This window comes from Haloarcula sp. CBA1127 (assembly GCF_001485575.1).
In the GTDB taxonomy this organism is placed as follows: Archaea; Halobacteriota; Halobacteria; order Halobacteriales; family Haloarculaceae; genus Haloarcula.
Genome location: NZ_BCNB01000009.1, coordinates 64380 through 79484 on the forward strand (window position 1 = coordinate 64380; position 15105 = coordinate 79484).

Below are 15105 nucleotides of genomic sequence, written 5' to 3' on the forward strand. Positions count from 1 at the left end.
CTGCCTTACGGAAAGACACTTGTCGGGTGCTAGTACACCCGATTTCTGCGGCGTGAAACTGCCCTGCCAGCGCCGCGTGCGTCGTGTCTTTCCGTACGTAAAGGCATGGGTGGATACTATTTAAAGGTAACGGACCATTTTGATTGTTTCAAGTGCAATATTCGGGTGTCTGAGTGGTTTCTAAGTGGCGTCTTGTGTTTCGAGTTTCGAGGGAGAATAGTATATAAAGACCGTAGGTGGTTGACACCCCGGCGGGCGGTCCCATCGTGTGCGGTTGCGGTGAGCCAGCATCCCGCGCGGCCAAGCGAGTGCCGGATGGGTGAAAGCCCGGCAGCGCAACGAAGTGAGCAGCCCGGAACACAGCGACTGCAAGGAGCGTCCTCGTTCCGGCGAGGGAGCGCCGGCCGCGAGGGTTCCTCAGCCGGATCGCGCGCGACTCTGACGCGTGCGTTCGATTACTGCTGTGTTGTGCCGTAGCAGTCGGGTGGGACTGAAAGGGGCACGCCGCTGGCGCTTGTTGTAGTCGCGTCAGCGGCCCCTATCCGCGTGCGGTTTGCGCGGATATGTCGCTGAGCGACCGCCAGCGGCGTGGGGCTTTCAAGGTGTGCTGATCCGACACCGAGTTCGTCGTCGTGATGTTGTTTGGAGTAGTGCCGTCGAAGCCAGTAGTTCCCCCGAGGTCAGTCGTGCCGCCGACGTCAGTGTCAGTAGTCCCGTCACCAGCAGTTCGACGAGTACCGCCAGCCGAACCGTCGCCTCCCTCGACACCGTCACAAGTGCCACAGGACTCGACTCTAGGGCCAGCAGTGCCAGAATCCCCTGCTCGCCACACACGAGACGAATCCCACCCGTACCCTCTCCGCCGGCCCTCGGCCTCCGTACCGGCTTCGGCAAGAGCGAGCGTGCTGCCCAGCGGCGGCTGCCCGGCGGTCAGACGTCACACCAGCCAACCATCCGTTCCTGCCCGGCCGTCAGTCCCACGCCGACACACACTCGTCTCTCGCGCTCTCAGCCGGCCTGCCAGCCCCACGCTGCTATCCACCAGGTATCCAAGGAGTCATACAACGTTCCCCACACTACTCAGGTAGTCTTTCAATCGGTGCCCTGTGACAACAGATTGGGCTTAAGTCCGATTACCAGCATTTCAATCGCCGCCAAGACCTGCAATCCGGCTACGGCAACATACCCCCTTTCGAACCCGAAAATCGCCGGCATAGAACCGTCAAGTCCGACATATAGAATGAAGATTGTAGAGCAAAGGATGATCGGCACGGCTATCAGAGCCACAATTCTCGATACTGTCCTGAAGAGCATACTAATACGAATCGCCAGCATAAACAAATAGAGTTTGCAACCGACCTGCGGCACTCGCATACTTACTGATAGGGTAGTTCTCTCTCAAGAGTGGTGAAACAAACTACCCTATGAACTGTTCCATGACACCGTAATCAGGTATACCTCTGTTTCGCCCGGCCGTCTGCCCCACGCTGAGAGGGACCGACTGCCAGCGCGAGTGGAGTCGTGTCCCTCTCGTCTCCAATCGCGCGTTTCGAGTAGTGAGATACGCGGATCGACCACGACTGAGACCACCCTTAATCTCGACGGCCTCCAAGCTGTCCTTCGGGAGCATCCGGTCCGGCTCGCAATTCTCTTCGACTCTCACGCCACCGAGACGACCCACGGACGAAACGGACCGTCCGGACGTACCTCTCCAAAATGGCGCAGTACAACCTCCTCGAGGCGTGGAGGACGAGTCGAGACGAAAGTACTCGCTCGTCGATTCGGCAGCTGCGTCGCCGATGCAATAGGTCGAGACAGCTCCGAGAACTCTGTATCTCTTCAGTATCAAGATTTTTGGCCCTTTGAACCATTAGACCAGCCATGAATGGTGACGCAGTTCAAAGTGAGAATCCGAAAGAGGGATCTTACGTTCGGCTCCCCATCCCGCTCGGTGAGCCCGACGCTTTCCGATATGGGGCAACTGCTGATATCCTCCATATCCTCGTCGACAACCCAGATCGAAGGTTCACGAATCGAGAGCTCCACCGGGTGACGGGAAAAGGACTGAGTAGCGTGAATGCCGCCGTCGATACGCTCGAAGCACTTGGCGTGATTACCGTCGACCGATCTGGCCGGGCGAATGCTGTTCAGATGGATTCAGCAATGCTTGTCAAGGCCGATGATCCAGTGACGACCATTCCACAAGCAGCGTATCACGCACCAGTCAGAGCAATTCTGAGTAGACTCGAAGAACGGGTTACCGACGAAATCGGCGTCGTCCTCTTCGGCAGCGTCGCACGAGGGAGCGCTGATCGAACGAGCGACATCGACCTGTTCGTCGTTGTCGAGGGCGACCGAATGCAGGCACAGCGTGAGGCCCACACCATCGAACAGGAGATCGCCGACGAGGAATTTGACGGCGATCGGTACGAGGCCCATATCGTCGTCGAACCCAGCGAGTCGGCCGCGAACCACGACCGGATCGGCAACATTCTTGCCGAAGGGCTGACGCTCCGAGAGTCGCCGGCACTCGACGCGATAAAACAGGAGGTGTTTGGAAATGGGTCTGAATGAAGTCGTCGCCGCACTCGAACACGCCGAACAGTTGCTAGAGGATGACCAAACCGGGCCGGCACAGGACTCGCTCTCCTGGCAGCGGGCTGACGACGACGCTGACATCCAACTCGGGAAGGCCTGTGCCATGCTGGGGACGTGCCGGCAGCTTCGGCAGGGAACGAACAACTACGTGAGCATCGTCGAACTGTCGTTCAACGCCATCGAGCGCTCGTTCCAGTTCTACCTTGTAGAGATGACGGCGGCGGAGTCAGCAGATTACATTAAACACGAGGAAGTATTCGACGACATCGCAGTGCGAAACGTCTTCTCCGACGAGGACGTCGCTGGTCGGATCGAAGCCTTCCGCTCGGAACATCGGGCACGCTTCTACTATGACATCGACCGGCCCGGTCGAGACTTCGCCATGGCAATGCACGACTTGGCGGAAGAAATCCACCAATATCTTGTGGAGTTTGCTGACGCTCACTCCCGGTGCAGCTGCGACGATCGAAAATGAATCCGTAAAGGAATTCTCTCAATTCAGGTAAAGAACCTCGGGGTAAATCCCCAAGGCACTCGCCTTACCTATCTGTAGAGGCGATGGATAGCTCTCTATACTGGCCGATGTACATCATGAACAGAGTGAGTGACTGTGTTTCTTCCCCAGGTGATGGGATCGTAGATCACCCTATCGAGATAGGACTTCTGGACACACACTGCCGCTGTTTGGAACCGGTAACAATCTAGGGTATCATCGCTCACCGTGAGGACGGCCCTGAAAAACTTCGCCACTGGCCTGTGCCTGCCGGTGCTGGGTACGAATGTCTGGTTGGTCGTCGGCTTCGGTGCCTGAAGGCTGCTCGTCGACGGACTGCTGTTCGGTACTCATGTTCGGGAAACCTCTCACCCTCTCGGGGGGACACAAAATACGGGCGAGTACGCAGCCGACGGGGCCTCAGTCTTTCCTTGAGCATCTTCAGGAAGAACACGATTACGATCAGTCGGAAGCACACAGCATCCTGAACAGCTAACAACCAGCTAGGGCTCTACGAACTCTTCTCTCGCTCGAATTATTTGTCAGTACGTTATATATGGATGGAAGACATCATCCATATTGTCGAACTAGCCGATCAGGTTTGCGAAATAGTCGACACCGTCGTCGAAGTATATCGCTTCATACGCCGTAAGCGGGAGGACGACCACGTTCGTTACTCAATGAGGTGAGACGAACGACTCTAACGGTGTGGTTTGTGTCACGGTTTACTTCTGAAGGCGCTCTTCGGTAGGCTGGCGGAACTAGCGGAATACATTGACGGCGATGCAATCAACGAGACCGTGGATCGGTGCCCCAGTAAGGTTCAGTGACCGGAGGAAGCCGTAGGTCCGAGCGGCCTGCTCCAAGCCCTGCTTGGACAGGCCGCGGAACTTCGCCAACCACGGCTGGAGCAGTGACCAGAGACACTCCACCTGGTTTGTGTGGACGCCTTCGTCGGAGACGTACCGGTCGTCGTGGACAACGTATCGGTGATCGTGCTCCATGCCTCGGTATGCTGGCAATCCATCAGTCCAGACCTCTCCCAGCGGCTGGGAGAGGTCGTCTGCTTCCTCGATAACTGGCCCGAGATCATCTTCGTAGTCGCTTCCCTCTTGGGCTGAGACCACGCGAAGCACGTCGCGGCAAGCCGCGACGAGCGTCATTTCGTCTCCCTGATCCCCTGTCCAGCGGGTGCGTCCGCCCTCGGGCGACCCGCCGCGGTCGAGTCCCTCCCGCGGCGGGTCTTGGCCTTTGAAGCCGAACACACCTGCTGTGTTTCATCGACCTGTGTTGGCCCATCGACTGTCTGTGATATGCGCTCCCAGACAGTCGGAAATCCCCGACAGAACGCGGTTTCAAACTCTCTGAGCTGGTCGTGAAGAGTCGTGTAACACGGTGAGAGGAGCTCAGCGATTTGGGTGATGCTGAGCAGCGTATCAGCATAGAGGATGAAGGCGATGAGGAACTCACCGGGAGTGAGTTCCGAATCGTAGAAAGGTGTGCCTCGTGTGTACGTGGTTTTCCAGTCACAGCGGCCACACCAGATACGGTCAGAGCCGTTGAGAGCATGGAGACTGTCTGCGCCACAGTTTGAACAACATCGTTCCTCCTAAGTCGTCTTGAGACGCCGCTCGACGACGGCGTCAAGCGGCTCGGGCCGAAATTCTATTACCCCAAGTTCCGAAAGTTCCGCTAGCCTCTGGCCGAAGGCAGGACGGTCCTCATGCATACCCGTTTTTGCCGAGCCAGAGGCACTAATACTCCTGGTTCCGCCAGTTTACTGAAGAGCGTCTGAAGGAGAACAAGTCAGCATCTGCCAAGCGACTTCGGATCGCAACTTCGCCAGCTCTTCAGGAATGAGCTGAAAGGAATCCAATGGTTTCTACACCGTTAACACTTACCAACCTCAAGCAGCCTCTCATGCAAATCCCAAGGGGTATTGGACGACAGGCTACCTGAACGATCGCAGATTTTGTAGCACACTTTGTTTTGATTTTACTGGTACTTTTGAATCCGGATCCCTCTATCCGATTATCTTTTATTGTTGTTGAGATCATCATTACACATGGGACATGAGGAGGGGCAGAAGCTGTACTCTGATACTGCATTGAACGATATTGAAGCAGATCAGTTAGGTTACGGGACCTTTGCTGAACATCTTGCAGATACTATCTGTGGTTGGACCCCAGACGAGGAGTTCGTCATTGGAATCTACGGACAGTGGGGATCAGGAAAGAGCAGTATTCTGAATTTTGTCGAGTCAGAAATTGAGAGCCGTGAAGAGCAGCCAGTCATTGTCAGGTTCAACCCATGGTGGTTCTCTGGACAAGCAGATCTAATAGAGAAATTCTTCTCGCAGTTGCGGACAGGCTTGGGGGATGACGAAAAGTTCAGCGACGCAAAGGAGAAGTTGGCTGATCTTTCTCGCACTGTATCAAAAGTTCCATTCTACAAGCTTACCGGTGTCCCTGCAGGCCCATTTCTCGGAAGGTTTGCAGATATGATTTCGATTGAAGAGGAGAATATCGGCAAGCTCAAGGACGAGATTTCTGAGTTGCTAACAGGAATAGATCAACCTATAGTGGTGTTCATCGACGACATCGATCGATTAACTGATGAAGAGATCAAACAAATGTTCCGGCTCGTCAAAAGCGTCGCTGACTTTCCAAATCTAATATACGTCCTCGCATTCGACCGCGACATTATCACTGAGGCCCTTGAAACGGGTGAGAGGGGTGTGCAGAACGGAGATGAATATCTGGAGAAAATAATCCAGTTACCCCAACATGTTCCAATACCCCGTGAGGGATCACTTGACCAGTTCTTTACTGACCGATTAGATGCTATTGTCGGGGACGACGAGATCGTATTTGATTCGTCTCATTGGCAAACGGTATACAAAGAGGGTATTGAACCGTTGGTTCAAACTCCCCGTGACGCTATACGCCTATCCAACGCTGTCAAGACATCGTATGGTGCCCTCCAGAACGAGATTAACTATCTTGACCTCATTGCAGTGGAGGCACTTAGAATCTACTTCAACAGTCTATACGACCAAGTCAGAACGAATAAATCGAAATTTACCAACCGGAGGCAAATGGAACGGTCTAATAGTCCCGACTATTCTTTTTTATGGGAAAACTTCGATGGTGATCACAAAGACTCTGCAACGATGCTTCTCTCATATCTATTCCCGCGATTTGAAGAAGATGACTTCGCCATGGGCCGCACTATATCAGAGAACTCAAACACATATCGGAAGAGGAACCGAATCTGCCATCCAGAGATGTTTTCCTACTACTTCCGACAAACCGTGCCAGAGGGACAAATCCCAATAGACGAATTCCAATCGATAGTCCAATCCACAGAAAACCCTGAAAAATTTGAGAAGCACCTAATGGAGCTATCAGATCAGAGGAGAGATTCAGGGAGGTCTGAGGCCCATAACTTTCTAAAAAGGTTCGAAGAACATGCCGCTGAAGTCGGAAATAAAAAAGGGGCAACAAAAGTGCTCTTCAGACTCAGCGACCACCTGATAGAGGTTGACCCACCTGCCAACCAGTTCAACGACGGTAATCGAGGGCACATTTACCGAGCTGTACACAACATGCTCGAAGATACAGCTGATCCAGGACCCATCTTAGAAGACGCCATTCGACGCGATGGATCGACTTACTTCACCACCCACTTTCTTATTCGATGTCTACAAGAACATGGAGAGCACGGCGGCAACACGAAGAGAGAAGAGAATCGACTGCTATCCATGGATACCATCAACAGTCTCAAACAAGTTTGGGTGGAGCAGGTAGAAGGGAAGGCGGAGAGTAATAAATTATCTGAGCAGCCACATCATCTTGACAGAGTTCTTGACACTTGGATAGAATGGGGGGATCAAAAAGAAGCAGTAGAGTGGTCTCAGAGCTACGCATCAGACGACGAGTCGCTGGTGGACTTGGTTGATAGCTTCCTACGGGAAGGTCGTTCGTCTGCAATAGGGCGGTTTTACTATATCGATCCAGAATGGCTTGAACCATTCATAGACATAGAAGAGGCTGAAAAAAGGCTGCAATCAATCGATAAGAACAGACTTGATGAAGACGAAAGGAAAGCGGTGGAAAAGTTCTTGCGCGGAAGAGAGTTACGGGAAGCAGGAGAAGACCCCAGCTCTCTTGAAGCATGGACATTTTCTAAGCGCAAGAACATGAACAAATAGGTCGGTCTATCGTAGCACATTGTTGATAGCTGACAATCTTGCGGTTTTGGTCGGTGTCAGATAATCGCTAATCGAGTTAGAGAGGCATTCTATTCGTTCTCGTCGACCCCCATCAGAACACCGAGAGCGTATCAACAATCTCCTACTGAAGAGTGTTGGTTAGCGGACCCCACCCCCGGAAGTACAAGCCATCTTTATTACACCCTATCACACACCGCCAGAGTACGCCCCTCATAGGCACTCAAGCGCCCGAATTACATAGCGGACCAACTCGATCCTCAAGGGCAAGACCGCTCAAACACGCTTAATCTCCTGATGCTCTGTACCTCCCGGAAGTCCAAGCAGGAATGATAGACCAGTCGCGACGGCTTCTATGACGGACTCCTAGTTCCACTGCATTTGTAGAGAGGTATTATGACAGTAGCAGAACGATTCATTGCCGTGACCGCCCGATTCGACGAGCCACCTGTCGACGAGTGGCTGCATCCCGACGATCCCGACGACTACCCTGACGAACTGCATATCAGAGCGGGGGCGGCGTCGACGAGACAGCCGACACGTTCATTGAGCAGTTCGAGGACCAGAGAGCGGCCGCTGCCATTCACCACTTCGACAATCCGTCAGAACTGCGGACGCTCCTGTCGCCGCAGCGTGTTGCGCTCATCCGCGAACTGCAACGAGGGCCAGCCGACAGCGTCACCGAGTTGGCCGACCGCCTCGACCGGAAGAACCCGCAGGTGAGCAACGACATAGGTGTTCTCGAAGACGCCGACATTGTCCACTTCCGCGAGGGCAAAGGGCGGGCGAAAGCGCCGTTCATGCCCTACGAGCGCGTGCACATCCAAGCCGAAGTGACCGCTGCTGGAGAAAAGTAGCTCATGATGCCGACAGACGATACAGCGGAGCTGACCGAACAAGACGTGCTGAAAGCGTTCGACTACGAGACCACTGTGGATGCTCCGATGCTGACTGTCGCCGAGGTCGCCGACGCGCTGGCCGAGCATTTCGATATCGAGGTCGGCAGCGAGATTATTCGGTGTCGCTTGCGGGAGATGGAAAGCGACGAACTGGTCGCAAGCGAAGGCACCGAGGACTCCACGGTCGAGTGGACCGCACTTGTCGCGCTACGGCTCTCCGACGAGGTGCTGGCCGACGTCGAAGCGGTCGAGGGCGAGTTAGAGCGCGGCGAAACGGTGCCGCTCAACGAGCTTACCGACGATTTGTTCGGCGACAAATAGTGTGGTCAAAAATTATCGCGTCAGCGGTTTTTCCGGTATGGAAGCTACGCTACTCTGGCCCCAGCTCGGGATCTGGGTCACCAGACGAGCCTTCTAGTTGACTGGTGTGCTGTAGCCCTTCTCGTTCGACATAAACATCGACATCCTCAGCCAGTTCTTCAAGTTCCGCCATCAATTCATCTTCATGCGTTTCCAGCGTTTCACGCATTTCTGCCGTTAGTTGCTCTTTCAGCAAGTCCGTATATGCGACGCGGTATTCAAACGGGGCATCCCGAATCAGGCCTGTTTGACACCCTTCAATAACACCGCGGTGTTTTTGGACATCTCGGTCGATCCATTCCTTCAGTTGCCAAATAAACCCGCTCTCGACCTGAAGCCGTTCTCGGTCGGATTCGACAACTTCGTTGTGCCATCGTTTGACTTGATTGACGACCTCTCGCCGGAAGGTCCAATCAAGTTCGTCTAAGCTCCCTGAATCGACGGCGACAAAGACGTCACCAGAAAAGACGACGCTCATATTGGCAAATATGTCAGTCCGAGTTTCGTCTTCGCCTTTTTTGTCCGTTCGCTCACCTCACCAGTTAGTAGAACTCGGATTGAGTCTTGATGGATGATTGGGAAGGTCTCGAACTCTTTTCTGGTATAGCCATAGATGCCGCCACCTGTTGCTACGATGCCGAGGAGCGTCCAGAGAAGACCGCCACCGCCGATACCGAGCAGGAGCATCACAATCCCCAAAACAGCACCCATGGCACCATGTGGGCCATACGGGCGGTATTCCAGTTCCCCGTTTCCGACTTCAAGCCACTCTGAGTCGGCCCGCAGTCTCCCTTTCATCGTGCCCGTTTTTGCTCCAACGTCTTCGCTCTCGATTTCGAGATCGGCACTTTGCGTCCCCTCCGTCTCATATTTGAATCCGCCGGGGTCTTGGATCTCTTCGACAGCGCGCTTTAATTTCCGATAGAAGGATCGCGGATTGATACCACTGTAATCCCCCTCAACGAATTTGGTTGCCTTGCGGAGGTCTTGTCTCGTGAAACTTTCTAGTCCACCCTCATCTGCCTCTGTCATTTCCATGTAAGAATTATTAACATGATGTATAAGTGTTAGGTACTGTTATCAAATTTAATTCAAAGAGAGGGAAGTGGTAGGTACAGTCCTGAATCATGGATTTCGGCATCGCAGGTGCTCAATTTTGAGTGGGCTCTTCAGTCTCCCGAAACCCGAAACGGAGCACCCAGCGCTAGTCACCAAACGTGGCCGACGTATAGCTGAATCGCGTCTATAGCCTACCTGAATTGAAAATACAGAGTCGAGCAATATATCTAAATACGGTCAAATTCACAAACAAATACAATAATAGTATGATTGGCAAAGTTATTCATTCTCCAACCAAATTTTTCGTGAAACAGATAGAACAGTCGGGAGTCGGCTATTCTGTCGTCGTTGTGGGTGTTGCTGGATTAATGCTTGGTGTGTCTATTATTATTTCAGCGTTCGCAGCCCTTGGAAACACATCAAGCGACGCGGTAGTCTATTACGTTATTGGGAATCTTGTCACAGCAGGAATGGTAGTGGCGCTACTCTATTTGCTATGGTTATTCTATGCGGGATCGATCTACACCTTTTCTACCTATGTATTTGGAACAAGCGGGGAATTCAGAGAACTGTTGACTGTAATTGGGTGGGGATTTATTGGTCTTGTCGTTGCAGGCGCTATTAGCGTAGTTTTTGAAGGAGCTGTTTTGTTTTTGGGAGTGGATGGAGCCAGTACTATCCCGGTAATCGGGCTAAAAGCAACGTCTTTGTTTCATCTTATAAATAATACATTATTCTTGTGGACGTGCTATCTATGGGTGACGGGCGTCAGAGTAGCAACCTCTAATGGGATTAAGCGATCGGTTCTACTAGTTGCAATCCCAGTTGGGTTCTCACTGCTTGTCTCGTATATTCCCTCGATGTACGCATGAAACCTCAACTGCCTCAGCGAGAGTCTCTATAAGGATACTCATCTTATAATACTGTGCGTGACCGAATATTCAATTATTGAGCTGATGACTATTAGAGTCTCTGCTACGAGAAATAATTTTACCGTGTCAACAAGGTCTGAATGAGTTAGTGGCTCAGATTTTTCCTCTCGGAGGTACTCCTTGAGTCCAAGTGGGATGATTAATCCAGCCGCTATAGCAGTAAATAAGGCCGGAAGTTCAATAATTGCGTGAGGAATGAATAAGATTGCAACGCGATAAATCCCTACAGACTCAGAGATTCCTGTTCCAATAATAATACCGTGAATGAGGCCTGTATAAGACCCAATCAGAATAGTGAAGATCCCCATTGAGAGTAGTCCAAGGACTATAATCAGTACGCTCAACATGTTATTTACAACTAAGCTAAGTAGCTCAATATTGGTCTGTATCGAACTTTCGCTTGATACGCCAGGAACACCAGATGGGTCCACAAATCCAGTCTCTAATGCCAATGTCAAACCAATAAGGAATCCAACACTATAGATAGCTCCACCTATCTTCAGTAAACTCACACGGGTTCGGAGAGCAGAGTATACTCCATGATACATTGGATACCAAATATTAAAACGAAATGTCTTAGAGCCGTTGTTATAGAGCGTACCCGAGGCTTTTAAGCATCTGCATGACCCCTCGGGGAGCCAAACCGGGTCCGGCAAAGAATGTGATAGTGCCAGAGCTAGCCGTCACGACACTGTAAGCAACAACGGAATCCCCTGGAATCGGACTCGCCACCGTAATGCCCAAAATCACGAGAGCACCATCAGCTGTCGCAACTGCTCCGCCGACACCTCCGGCGAGGAGGACGAGGGCCGACAGGCAAGTAAGCAGTGCTATTCGAGCATCTTCCCCTATTTTTCTGTCTAAGTTTATTTGAACCACGATGTCATTTGTATCCTCACTCTTATTGAATTTTTTCCTGATAATACATGCTGATCTGTCCGATGAGATCAGATTGCTTGGTCCACTCAGTCCGTCCGAACAAGGTACTGATGCTTGGACTACGGAGGCGTCAGCGGGAGTATCAGCCCGGCCAATGCGAACTCTCGAAGCACTTCGGGCGGGACACCCCCAGTCTCTCACAGCATGGGGTCGAGAAACAGCGGGCACTGAGACAATCGCTTGTGATGATTCGGTCAGTGCAGTGACTGTAACTTGCAGACCACAAAAGCTCTGGTACTAGTCAGAATTGGTCGTGAACAGGACCTACACCGAAATGAAACCAGTCCGTAAAAAGACACTCTACCGATCATCAGCAGCCAGTCCGGCTAACCAACACTGGACCGCCATCACCACCAAGTGTTGGTTAGCGACCCACCACCCCGGAAGTACAAGCTATCTTTATTACACCCTATCACACGCCATCAGAATATAGCCCTGACAGCGACTCAAAAGGCCGAACTGCATAGCGGGACCATCTCGGTCCCCAAGACCAAACCCACTCAAAGGCGCTTATTCTCGCACTACTCAGTACCTCCCGGAAGTACAAGGGGGGGTTTACATACAACTCGGCCGTCAGCCACAGATACATACTCGCGCTGTCGTGGGACCTGCCTCACCAGGTCCCGGCGCGGGGTCGCGAGCTGTCAGGAGTAGTCTCGGAAACCATCGCAACCCATGCAAAAGGCACGCCTAAATCATCAAAAAGATAGAGGTATCGCTGTCCCGCTCAGGCCGTCGCAACGACGTGCTGATGCTCAGCCTGCGTGGGCGTCGGTTGGAGCGTCAGCCCGGCCAGCGCGAGCTCCCGGAGCACTTCCGGCGGGACACCCTCAGTCTCTCGAAGCACGGCGTCGAGCGTCCAGGCGTTGTGTTCCGAACGCACCGGCGGCGTCGTCTCGACCACCGCGGTCGGCGCGGTCTCCCGCAACGCTCGGGCGGCCCGCTGGACTCGGTGGCGGTTCTCGACCGTACAGCGAACGGTCTTGCTCATGCGTTCAGCCCCCGAGCGAGATCGCCGATGAGTGAGCCGCCGACGTGCGGGCCAACGGCCCAGCCGCGTTCGTCCTGCGTGTACTCGCACCATCCTGCGAGTGTTTCATACGGCGTCTCGGCAAGTGCGACTTTCTCGGCTTGGTCGTCCGTCGCAACGACGGCCACGGCGAACTCATACGAGTCCCAGTAGTATGCCGCGCCTTCGCCGTCGACGCCCAAGAAGAGCGGGCGGCCTTGCGTGAGCAGTTCGCGAGCGATACGTTCCTGTGGATGTGCGTCAGTCGTGCCGACAGATTTACTAGTCGGCGAGGCAGACTTACTCATGGTTCTTCCAGGAACCGACGCGCCTGCCGTGTTGTGACCACGGTGGGCAACTCGTGTTCTCGAAAGCACGAAATCGCCCAGCAGCGCGTCTGTTCCTACTCAATAGTCACGGCTTCCGGCTACTTAGTGCTTGTCATAGTACTATGCCAAAAAGAAGCGCTAAGATTGGTCTCCGTAGTAGTATCTTCGTCCCTTTTCAGTCGCTTTGTAGAACCCATCAGTACTATCAACTCTCTCTACGTATCCTTCCTTAAGCAGTTCCTTCAGATATCGATTAACAGTCCGTCTTTCGAACGTAGCACCTCTCTCCTTACAGTTGTGGAAAATAACGTTTGGCGGGAGGTGAAGCTCTGTTTCGACCAACAGACCCAGCACTTGTCTCACTCTTTCCTCCTTACCCATACTGCTATTTTCATCGGGTTTGCTGTTATTTCCGCCGGATTTGTCGGGCATACCTTGTTCTATGACTTGTGGCATTGTTCTACTGTATTTGGCACAGTACGATGCCAACCACTAAGTGCTTGTGATGGTACATCACCGAATATGTGCGACTCGCCGGGGAACAATAGGCTACCAAAATCGAGCCACCGGGGTTAGGGCCCCGCTGACCCGGTCGCGCACGGCATCATGACCGAAGCAATCAGACCACAAAACGATACCGCACAGGACCGTCAGGAGCGTAGACTATCGACAGCCAAGTGCCTCTTATCAAACGCCGACACTGACGCCGCCGTCATCGAGTACTGCCAGAGCGTCCTCGATCCGCCGGGCTACGAGCGCAGCTACACCCAAGCACGCCTCGACGCCTGCGCAGCCCGACTTGCACTGGCCCAGACAGACACCACAACCAGACGAACACGCGAAGCCAGACAGGTGCTCCTCGCCGTCAGCGGAGGCCCACAATGAGTACGCACCGATCAAACTGCCCGGCCTACCTCCACGGCCATCCGCATCTGGCCGCCCAGCCACTCGAAGCCCCCACAGTGTCGCCCACAACTGTACCACTGCCACCAGCGGGGGTGTCCCGCGACCGGTGAACCCAGTGTCACGCCGGTCCGGGCGACGGCAGCATACACGCACTGCTAGTCGGCGGCGTGTTGCCACGACGCAAATCCACTAGACGGAGCGGGGTCGCCACGAGCCAACCGCTCGTCTAGAGAGCGCCAGCTACGTCACCGGTAGCCCGTGCTGTGGTCAGCACTGCTCGGTTCGATTCCGAGCACGGGCCCTGTGGTCACAATGCCACGACAAACAAACTCCAGCGACGACGACACAGCCACCAACCAAGCCCTCGCCGACCACCTCGACATGGATATCGAACAGGCTGAGATGGATACCGACGAACTCCAAGCGCTCGTCAGCGATCTCGACGGCGACGTGTCACCCCTCGTTTCGAGTGTTCTTGAGACGCTGGTCGCGACTATCGATGACCTCCACGAACGCGTCACCGAACTAGAGGCCAACCTCGAACGGACCCACGAGGTTGCCACCACTGCCGTCGGTGACGCCGCCACGAACGACCAGCGCCTTGACGACCTCGAAGCACAGCAGGAAACCACCCGCGAGGTTGCCAAGAGTGCTATCGCCAAAGCCCAGCAACTCGAAGCCGACGCCGACCAGCAGGAAGACGCCGAGCAGCTCCCCGAAGGAATCGAACCCAGCAGTTCACCGCTGGATTTCTTCGCGAACTGCCGCCAATCGAAAGTCAAGACCATGTTCGTCGAGCGCTCGAACCGCCAGAACACCTATCGCGCGATCAGCATCGCCAAGCGCTGGCCAGAGTTTGCCACGAAGCGAACCGACGGCAGCGGCGTCTTCATGACAAAAAGCGATATACAGACTGCCCTCACCGCCGAACTCGGGAAGGAACCACATCGCCAGACGATCAAGCGTGTCTGGGAGACACTGGTCGACATCGGCGGCGACGACGTCGTCGAGAAAACCCGGCAGGTCGGCCGAGCCCAGACACAAACCGAGATCCTCGCGATGGATATAGAGACAGCTGAGGGGTTACTCGAAAAACGCTACGTCGGTCTCGATCTGCTGGAGAACAGCGACCACAAAGCCGCCACAGGTGGCGTCACACCCGTTGTGGTGGAGTCCACGCCCTGACCCTGTGACACACGCCGGATAGGATCGGAACCGACACTGAACCAACGCTACTGGACGCGGTGGTACGTGCCCTGCCGCCGTCGACGCCGCTGTTTGCTAGCTGCAGCAACCGGGAGCGACCCCCTGTTGTCAGGAGTGTAGTGAGTACTCGTAACACGAACGAAG

17 protein-coding genes and 2 pseudogenes are annotated in these 15105 nt (G+C 53.9%); 10 read left to right on the top strand and 9 right to left on the bottom strand.

Features of this window, described 5'->3' with window-relative positions:
* Positions 1-1092: 1092 nt before the first annotated feature.
* Positions 1093-1314: a hypothetical protein gene (locus tag AV059_RS21010; RefSeq protein WP_058997961.1), complete on the bottom strand. Its 222-nt coding sequence runs from the start codon at positions 1312-1314 to the stop codon at positions 1093-1095.
* Between the two features lie 345 nt (positions 1315-1659).
* Here AV059_RS21010 and AV059_RS21715 point away from each other — a divergent pair.
* The 3 genes and pseudogenes from AV059_RS21715 to AV059_RS21020 all read left to right on the top strand — a co-directional run.
* Positions 1660-1808, top strand: a pseudogene (locus AV059_RS21715) (AAA family ATPase); the annotation flags it as partial.
* 73 nt (positions 1809-1881) lie between these two features.
* A complete protein-coding gene (locus tag AV059_RS21015; RefSeq protein ID WP_058997963.1) occupies positions 1882-2574 on the top strand; it encodes a nucleotidyltransferase domain-containing protein in 693 nt (230 codons plus the stop codon).
* Positions 2561-3073: a hypothetical protein gene (locus AV059_RS21020; protein WP_014030740.1), complete on the top strand. Its 513-nt coding sequence runs from the start codon at positions 2561-2563 to the stop codon at positions 3071-3073. Before AV059_RS21015 ends, AV059_RS21020 begins: the two co-directional genes overlap by 14 nt.
* A 234-nt stretch (positions 3074-3307) precedes the next feature.
* On the opposite strand, the gene AV059_RS22585 is transcribed toward AV059_RS21020, so the two are convergent.
* Both AV059_RS22585 and AV059_RS21025 read right to left on the bottom strand, forming a co-directional pair.
* The gene (locus AV059_RS22585; protein WP_195156704.1) at positions 3308-3445 is read right to left on the bottom strand and encodes a hypothetical protein; all 138 of its coding nucleotides are present in this window, start codon (positions 3443-3445) and stop codon (positions 3308-3310) included.
* A 407-nt stretch (positions 3446-3852) separates the two neighbouring features.
* Positions 3853-4820 (bottom strand): annotated as a pseudogene (locus tag AV059_RS21025) (IS1595 family transposase).
* A 336-nt stretch (positions 4821-5156) separates the two neighbouring features.
* On the opposite strand from AV059_RS21025, the gene AV059_RS21030 reads away from it, so the two are divergent.
* The 3 genes from AV059_RS21030 (at position 5157) to AV059_RS21035 (ending at position 8542) form a co-directional block, all read left to right on the top strand.
* Positions 5157-7304, top strand: a complete 2148-nt coding sequence (locus AV059_RS21030; protein ID WP_058997966.1) for a P-loop NTPase fold protein — start codon at positions 5157-5159, stop codon at positions 7302-7304.
* 671 nt (positions 7305-7975) lie between these two features.
* Positions 7976-8179, top strand: coding sequence for a helix-turn-helix domain-containing protein (locus AV059_RS23205; protein ID WP_369815305.1), 204 nt, complete (start codon positions 7976-7978; stop codon positions 8177-8179).
* Between the two features lie 3 nt (positions 8180-8182).
* Positions 8183-8542, top strand: coding sequence for a hypothetical protein (locus AV059_RS21035; protein ID WP_058997968.1), 360 nt, complete (start codon positions 8183-8185; stop codon positions 8540-8542).
* A 49-nt stretch (positions 8543-8591) separates the two neighbouring features.
* On the opposite strand, the gene AV059_RS22880 is transcribed toward AV059_RS21035, so the two are convergent.
* Complete coding sequence (locus AV059_RS22880) at positions 8592-9059, bottom strand: hypothetical protein (RefSeq protein ID WP_228841864.1); 468 nt, start codon at positions 9057-9059, stop codon at positions 8592-8594.
* Positions 9056-9613, bottom strand: coding sequence for a hypothetical protein (locus tag AV059_RS22885; RefSeq protein ID WP_228841865.1), 558 nt, complete (start codon positions 9611-9613; stop codon positions 9056-9058). The genes AV059_RS22880 and AV059_RS22885 overlap by 4 nt, the downstream gene beginning before the upstream one ends.
* Before the next feature lie 293 nt (positions 9614-9906).
* Here AV059_RS22885 and AV059_RS22205 point away from each other — a divergent pair, with 293 nt between their 5' ends.
* Positions 9907-10512: a YIP1 family protein gene (locus AV059_RS22205; RefSeq protein ID WP_154021067.1), complete on the top strand. Its 606-nt coding sequence runs from the start codon at positions 9907-9909 to the stop codon at positions 10510-10512.
* A gap of 38 nt (positions 10513-10550) precedes the next feature.
* Here the strand turns inward: AV059_RS22205 and AV059_RS21725 are convergent, their stop codons facing one another.
* The 4 genes from AV059_RS21725 to AV059_RS22210 form a co-directional block, all read right to left on the bottom strand.
* A complete protein-coding gene (locus tag AV059_RS21725) occupies positions 10551-11084 on the bottom strand; it encodes a stage II sporulation protein M (protein ID WP_195156705.1) in 534 nt (177 codons plus the stop codon).
* 1154 nt (positions 11085-12238) lie between these two features.
* A complete protein-coding gene (locus tag AV059_RS21050) occupies positions 12239-12502 on the bottom strand; it encodes a hypothetical protein (RefSeq protein ID WP_058997972.1) in 264 nt (87 codons plus the stop codon).
* Positions 12499-12828: a hypothetical protein gene (locus AV059_RS21055; protein ID WP_058997974.1), complete on the bottom strand. Its 330-nt coding sequence runs from the start codon at positions 12826-12828 to the stop codon at positions 12499-12501. Before AV059_RS21055 ends, AV059_RS21050 begins: the two co-directional genes overlap by 4 nt.
* Positions 12829-12987: 159 nt before the next feature.
* Positions 12988-13281: a hypothetical protein gene (locus tag AV059_RS22210; protein ID WP_154021068.1), complete on the bottom strand. Its 294-nt coding sequence runs from the start codon at positions 13279-13281 to the stop codon at positions 12988-12990.
* 174 nt (positions 13282-13455) lie between these two features.
* Here AV059_RS22210 and AV059_RS21060 point away from each other — a divergent pair, with 174 nt between their 5' ends.
* From AV059_RS21060 to AV059_RS21065, 3 genes are all read left to right on the top strand, one after another.
* On the top strand, positions 13456-13734 hold the full coding sequence (locus AV059_RS21060; protein ID WP_008313668.1) for a hypothetical protein: 279 nt from the start codon (positions 13456-13458) through the stop codon (positions 13732-13734).
* A complete protein-coding gene (locus tag AV059_RS23065) occupies positions 13731-13865 on the top strand; it encodes a hypothetical protein (RefSeq protein WP_255356219.1) in 135 nt (44 codons plus the stop codon). The genes AV059_RS21060 and AV059_RS23065 overlap by 4 nt, the downstream gene beginning before the upstream one ends.
* Positions 13866-14067: 202 nt before the next feature.
* Positions 14068-14940 carry a hypothetical protein gene (locus AV059_RS21065; RefSeq protein WP_058997976.1) on the top strand — a complete coding sequence of 291 codons (873 nt, stop codon included), beginning with the start codon at positions 14068-14070 and terminating at the stop codon, positions 14938-14940.
* Positions 14941-15105 lie beyond the last annotated feature (165 nt).

What these genes read in the sequence shown, in the direction of transcription:
- AV059_RS21010 (WP_058997961.1), bottom strand. Translation starts at nt 1,314, where the DNA reads ATGCTCTTCAGGACAGTATCGAGAATTGTGGCTCTGATAGCCGTGCCG.
- AV059_RS21020 (WP_014030740.1), top strand. Translation starts at nt 2,561, where the DNA reads ATGGGTCTGAATGAAGTCGTCGCCGCACTCGAACACGCCGAACAGTTG.
- AV059_RS22880 (WP_228841864.1), bottom strand. Translation starts at nt 9,059, where the DNA reads ATGAGCGTCGTCTTTTCTGGTGACGTCTTTGTCGCCGTCGATTCAGGG.
- AV059_RS21060 (WP_008313668.1), top strand. Translation starts at nt 13,456, where the DNA reads ATGACCGAAGCAATCAGACCACAAAACGATACCGCACAGGACCGTCAG.
- AV059_RS21030 (WP_058997966.1), top strand. Translation starts at nt 5,157, where the DNA reads ATGGGACATGAGGAGGGGCAGAAGCTGTACTCTGATACTGCATTGAAC.
- AV059_RS21065 (WP_058997976.1), top strand. Translation starts at nt 14,068, where the DNA reads ATGCCACGACAAACAAACTCCAGCGACGACGACACAGCCACCAACCAA.
- AV059_RS21015 (WP_058997963.1), top strand. Translation starts at nt 1,882, where the DNA reads ATGAATGGTGACGCAGTTCAAAGTGAGAATCCGAAAGAGGGATCTTAC.
- AV059_RS21035 (WP_058997968.1), top strand. Translation starts at nt 8,183, where the DNA reads ATGATGCCGACAGACGATACAGCGGAGCTGACCGAACAAGACGTGCTG.
- AV059_RS22585 (WP_195156704.1), bottom strand. Translation starts at nt 3,445, where the DNA reads ATGAGTACCGAACAGCAGTCCGTCGACGAGCAGCCTTCAGGCACCGAA.
- AV059_RS22885 (WP_228841865.1), bottom strand. Translation starts at nt 9,613, where the DNA reads ATGACAGAGGCAGATGAGGGTGGACTAGAAAGTTTCACGAGACAAGAC.
- AV059_RS22205 (WP_154021067.1), top strand. Translation starts at nt 9,907, where the DNA reads ATGATTGGCAAAGTTATTCATTCTCCAACCAAATTTTTCGTGAAACAG.
- AV059_RS21050 (WP_058997972.1), bottom strand. Translation starts at nt 12,502, where the DNA reads ATGAGCAAGACCGTTCGCTGTACGGTCGAGAACCGCCACCGAGTCCAG.
- AV059_RS23065 (WP_255356219.1), top strand. Translation starts at nt 13,731, where the DNA reads ATGAGTACGCACCGATCAAACTGCCCGGCCTACCTCCACGGCCATCCG.
- AV059_RS22210 (WP_154021068.1), bottom strand. Translation starts at nt 13,281, where the DNA reads ATGCCCGACAAATCCGGCGGAAATAACAGCAAACCCGATGAAAATAGC.
- AV059_RS21055 (WP_058997974.1), bottom strand. Translation starts at nt 12,828, where the DNA reads ATGAGTAAGTCTGCCTCGCCGACTAGTAAATCTGTCGGCACGACTGAC.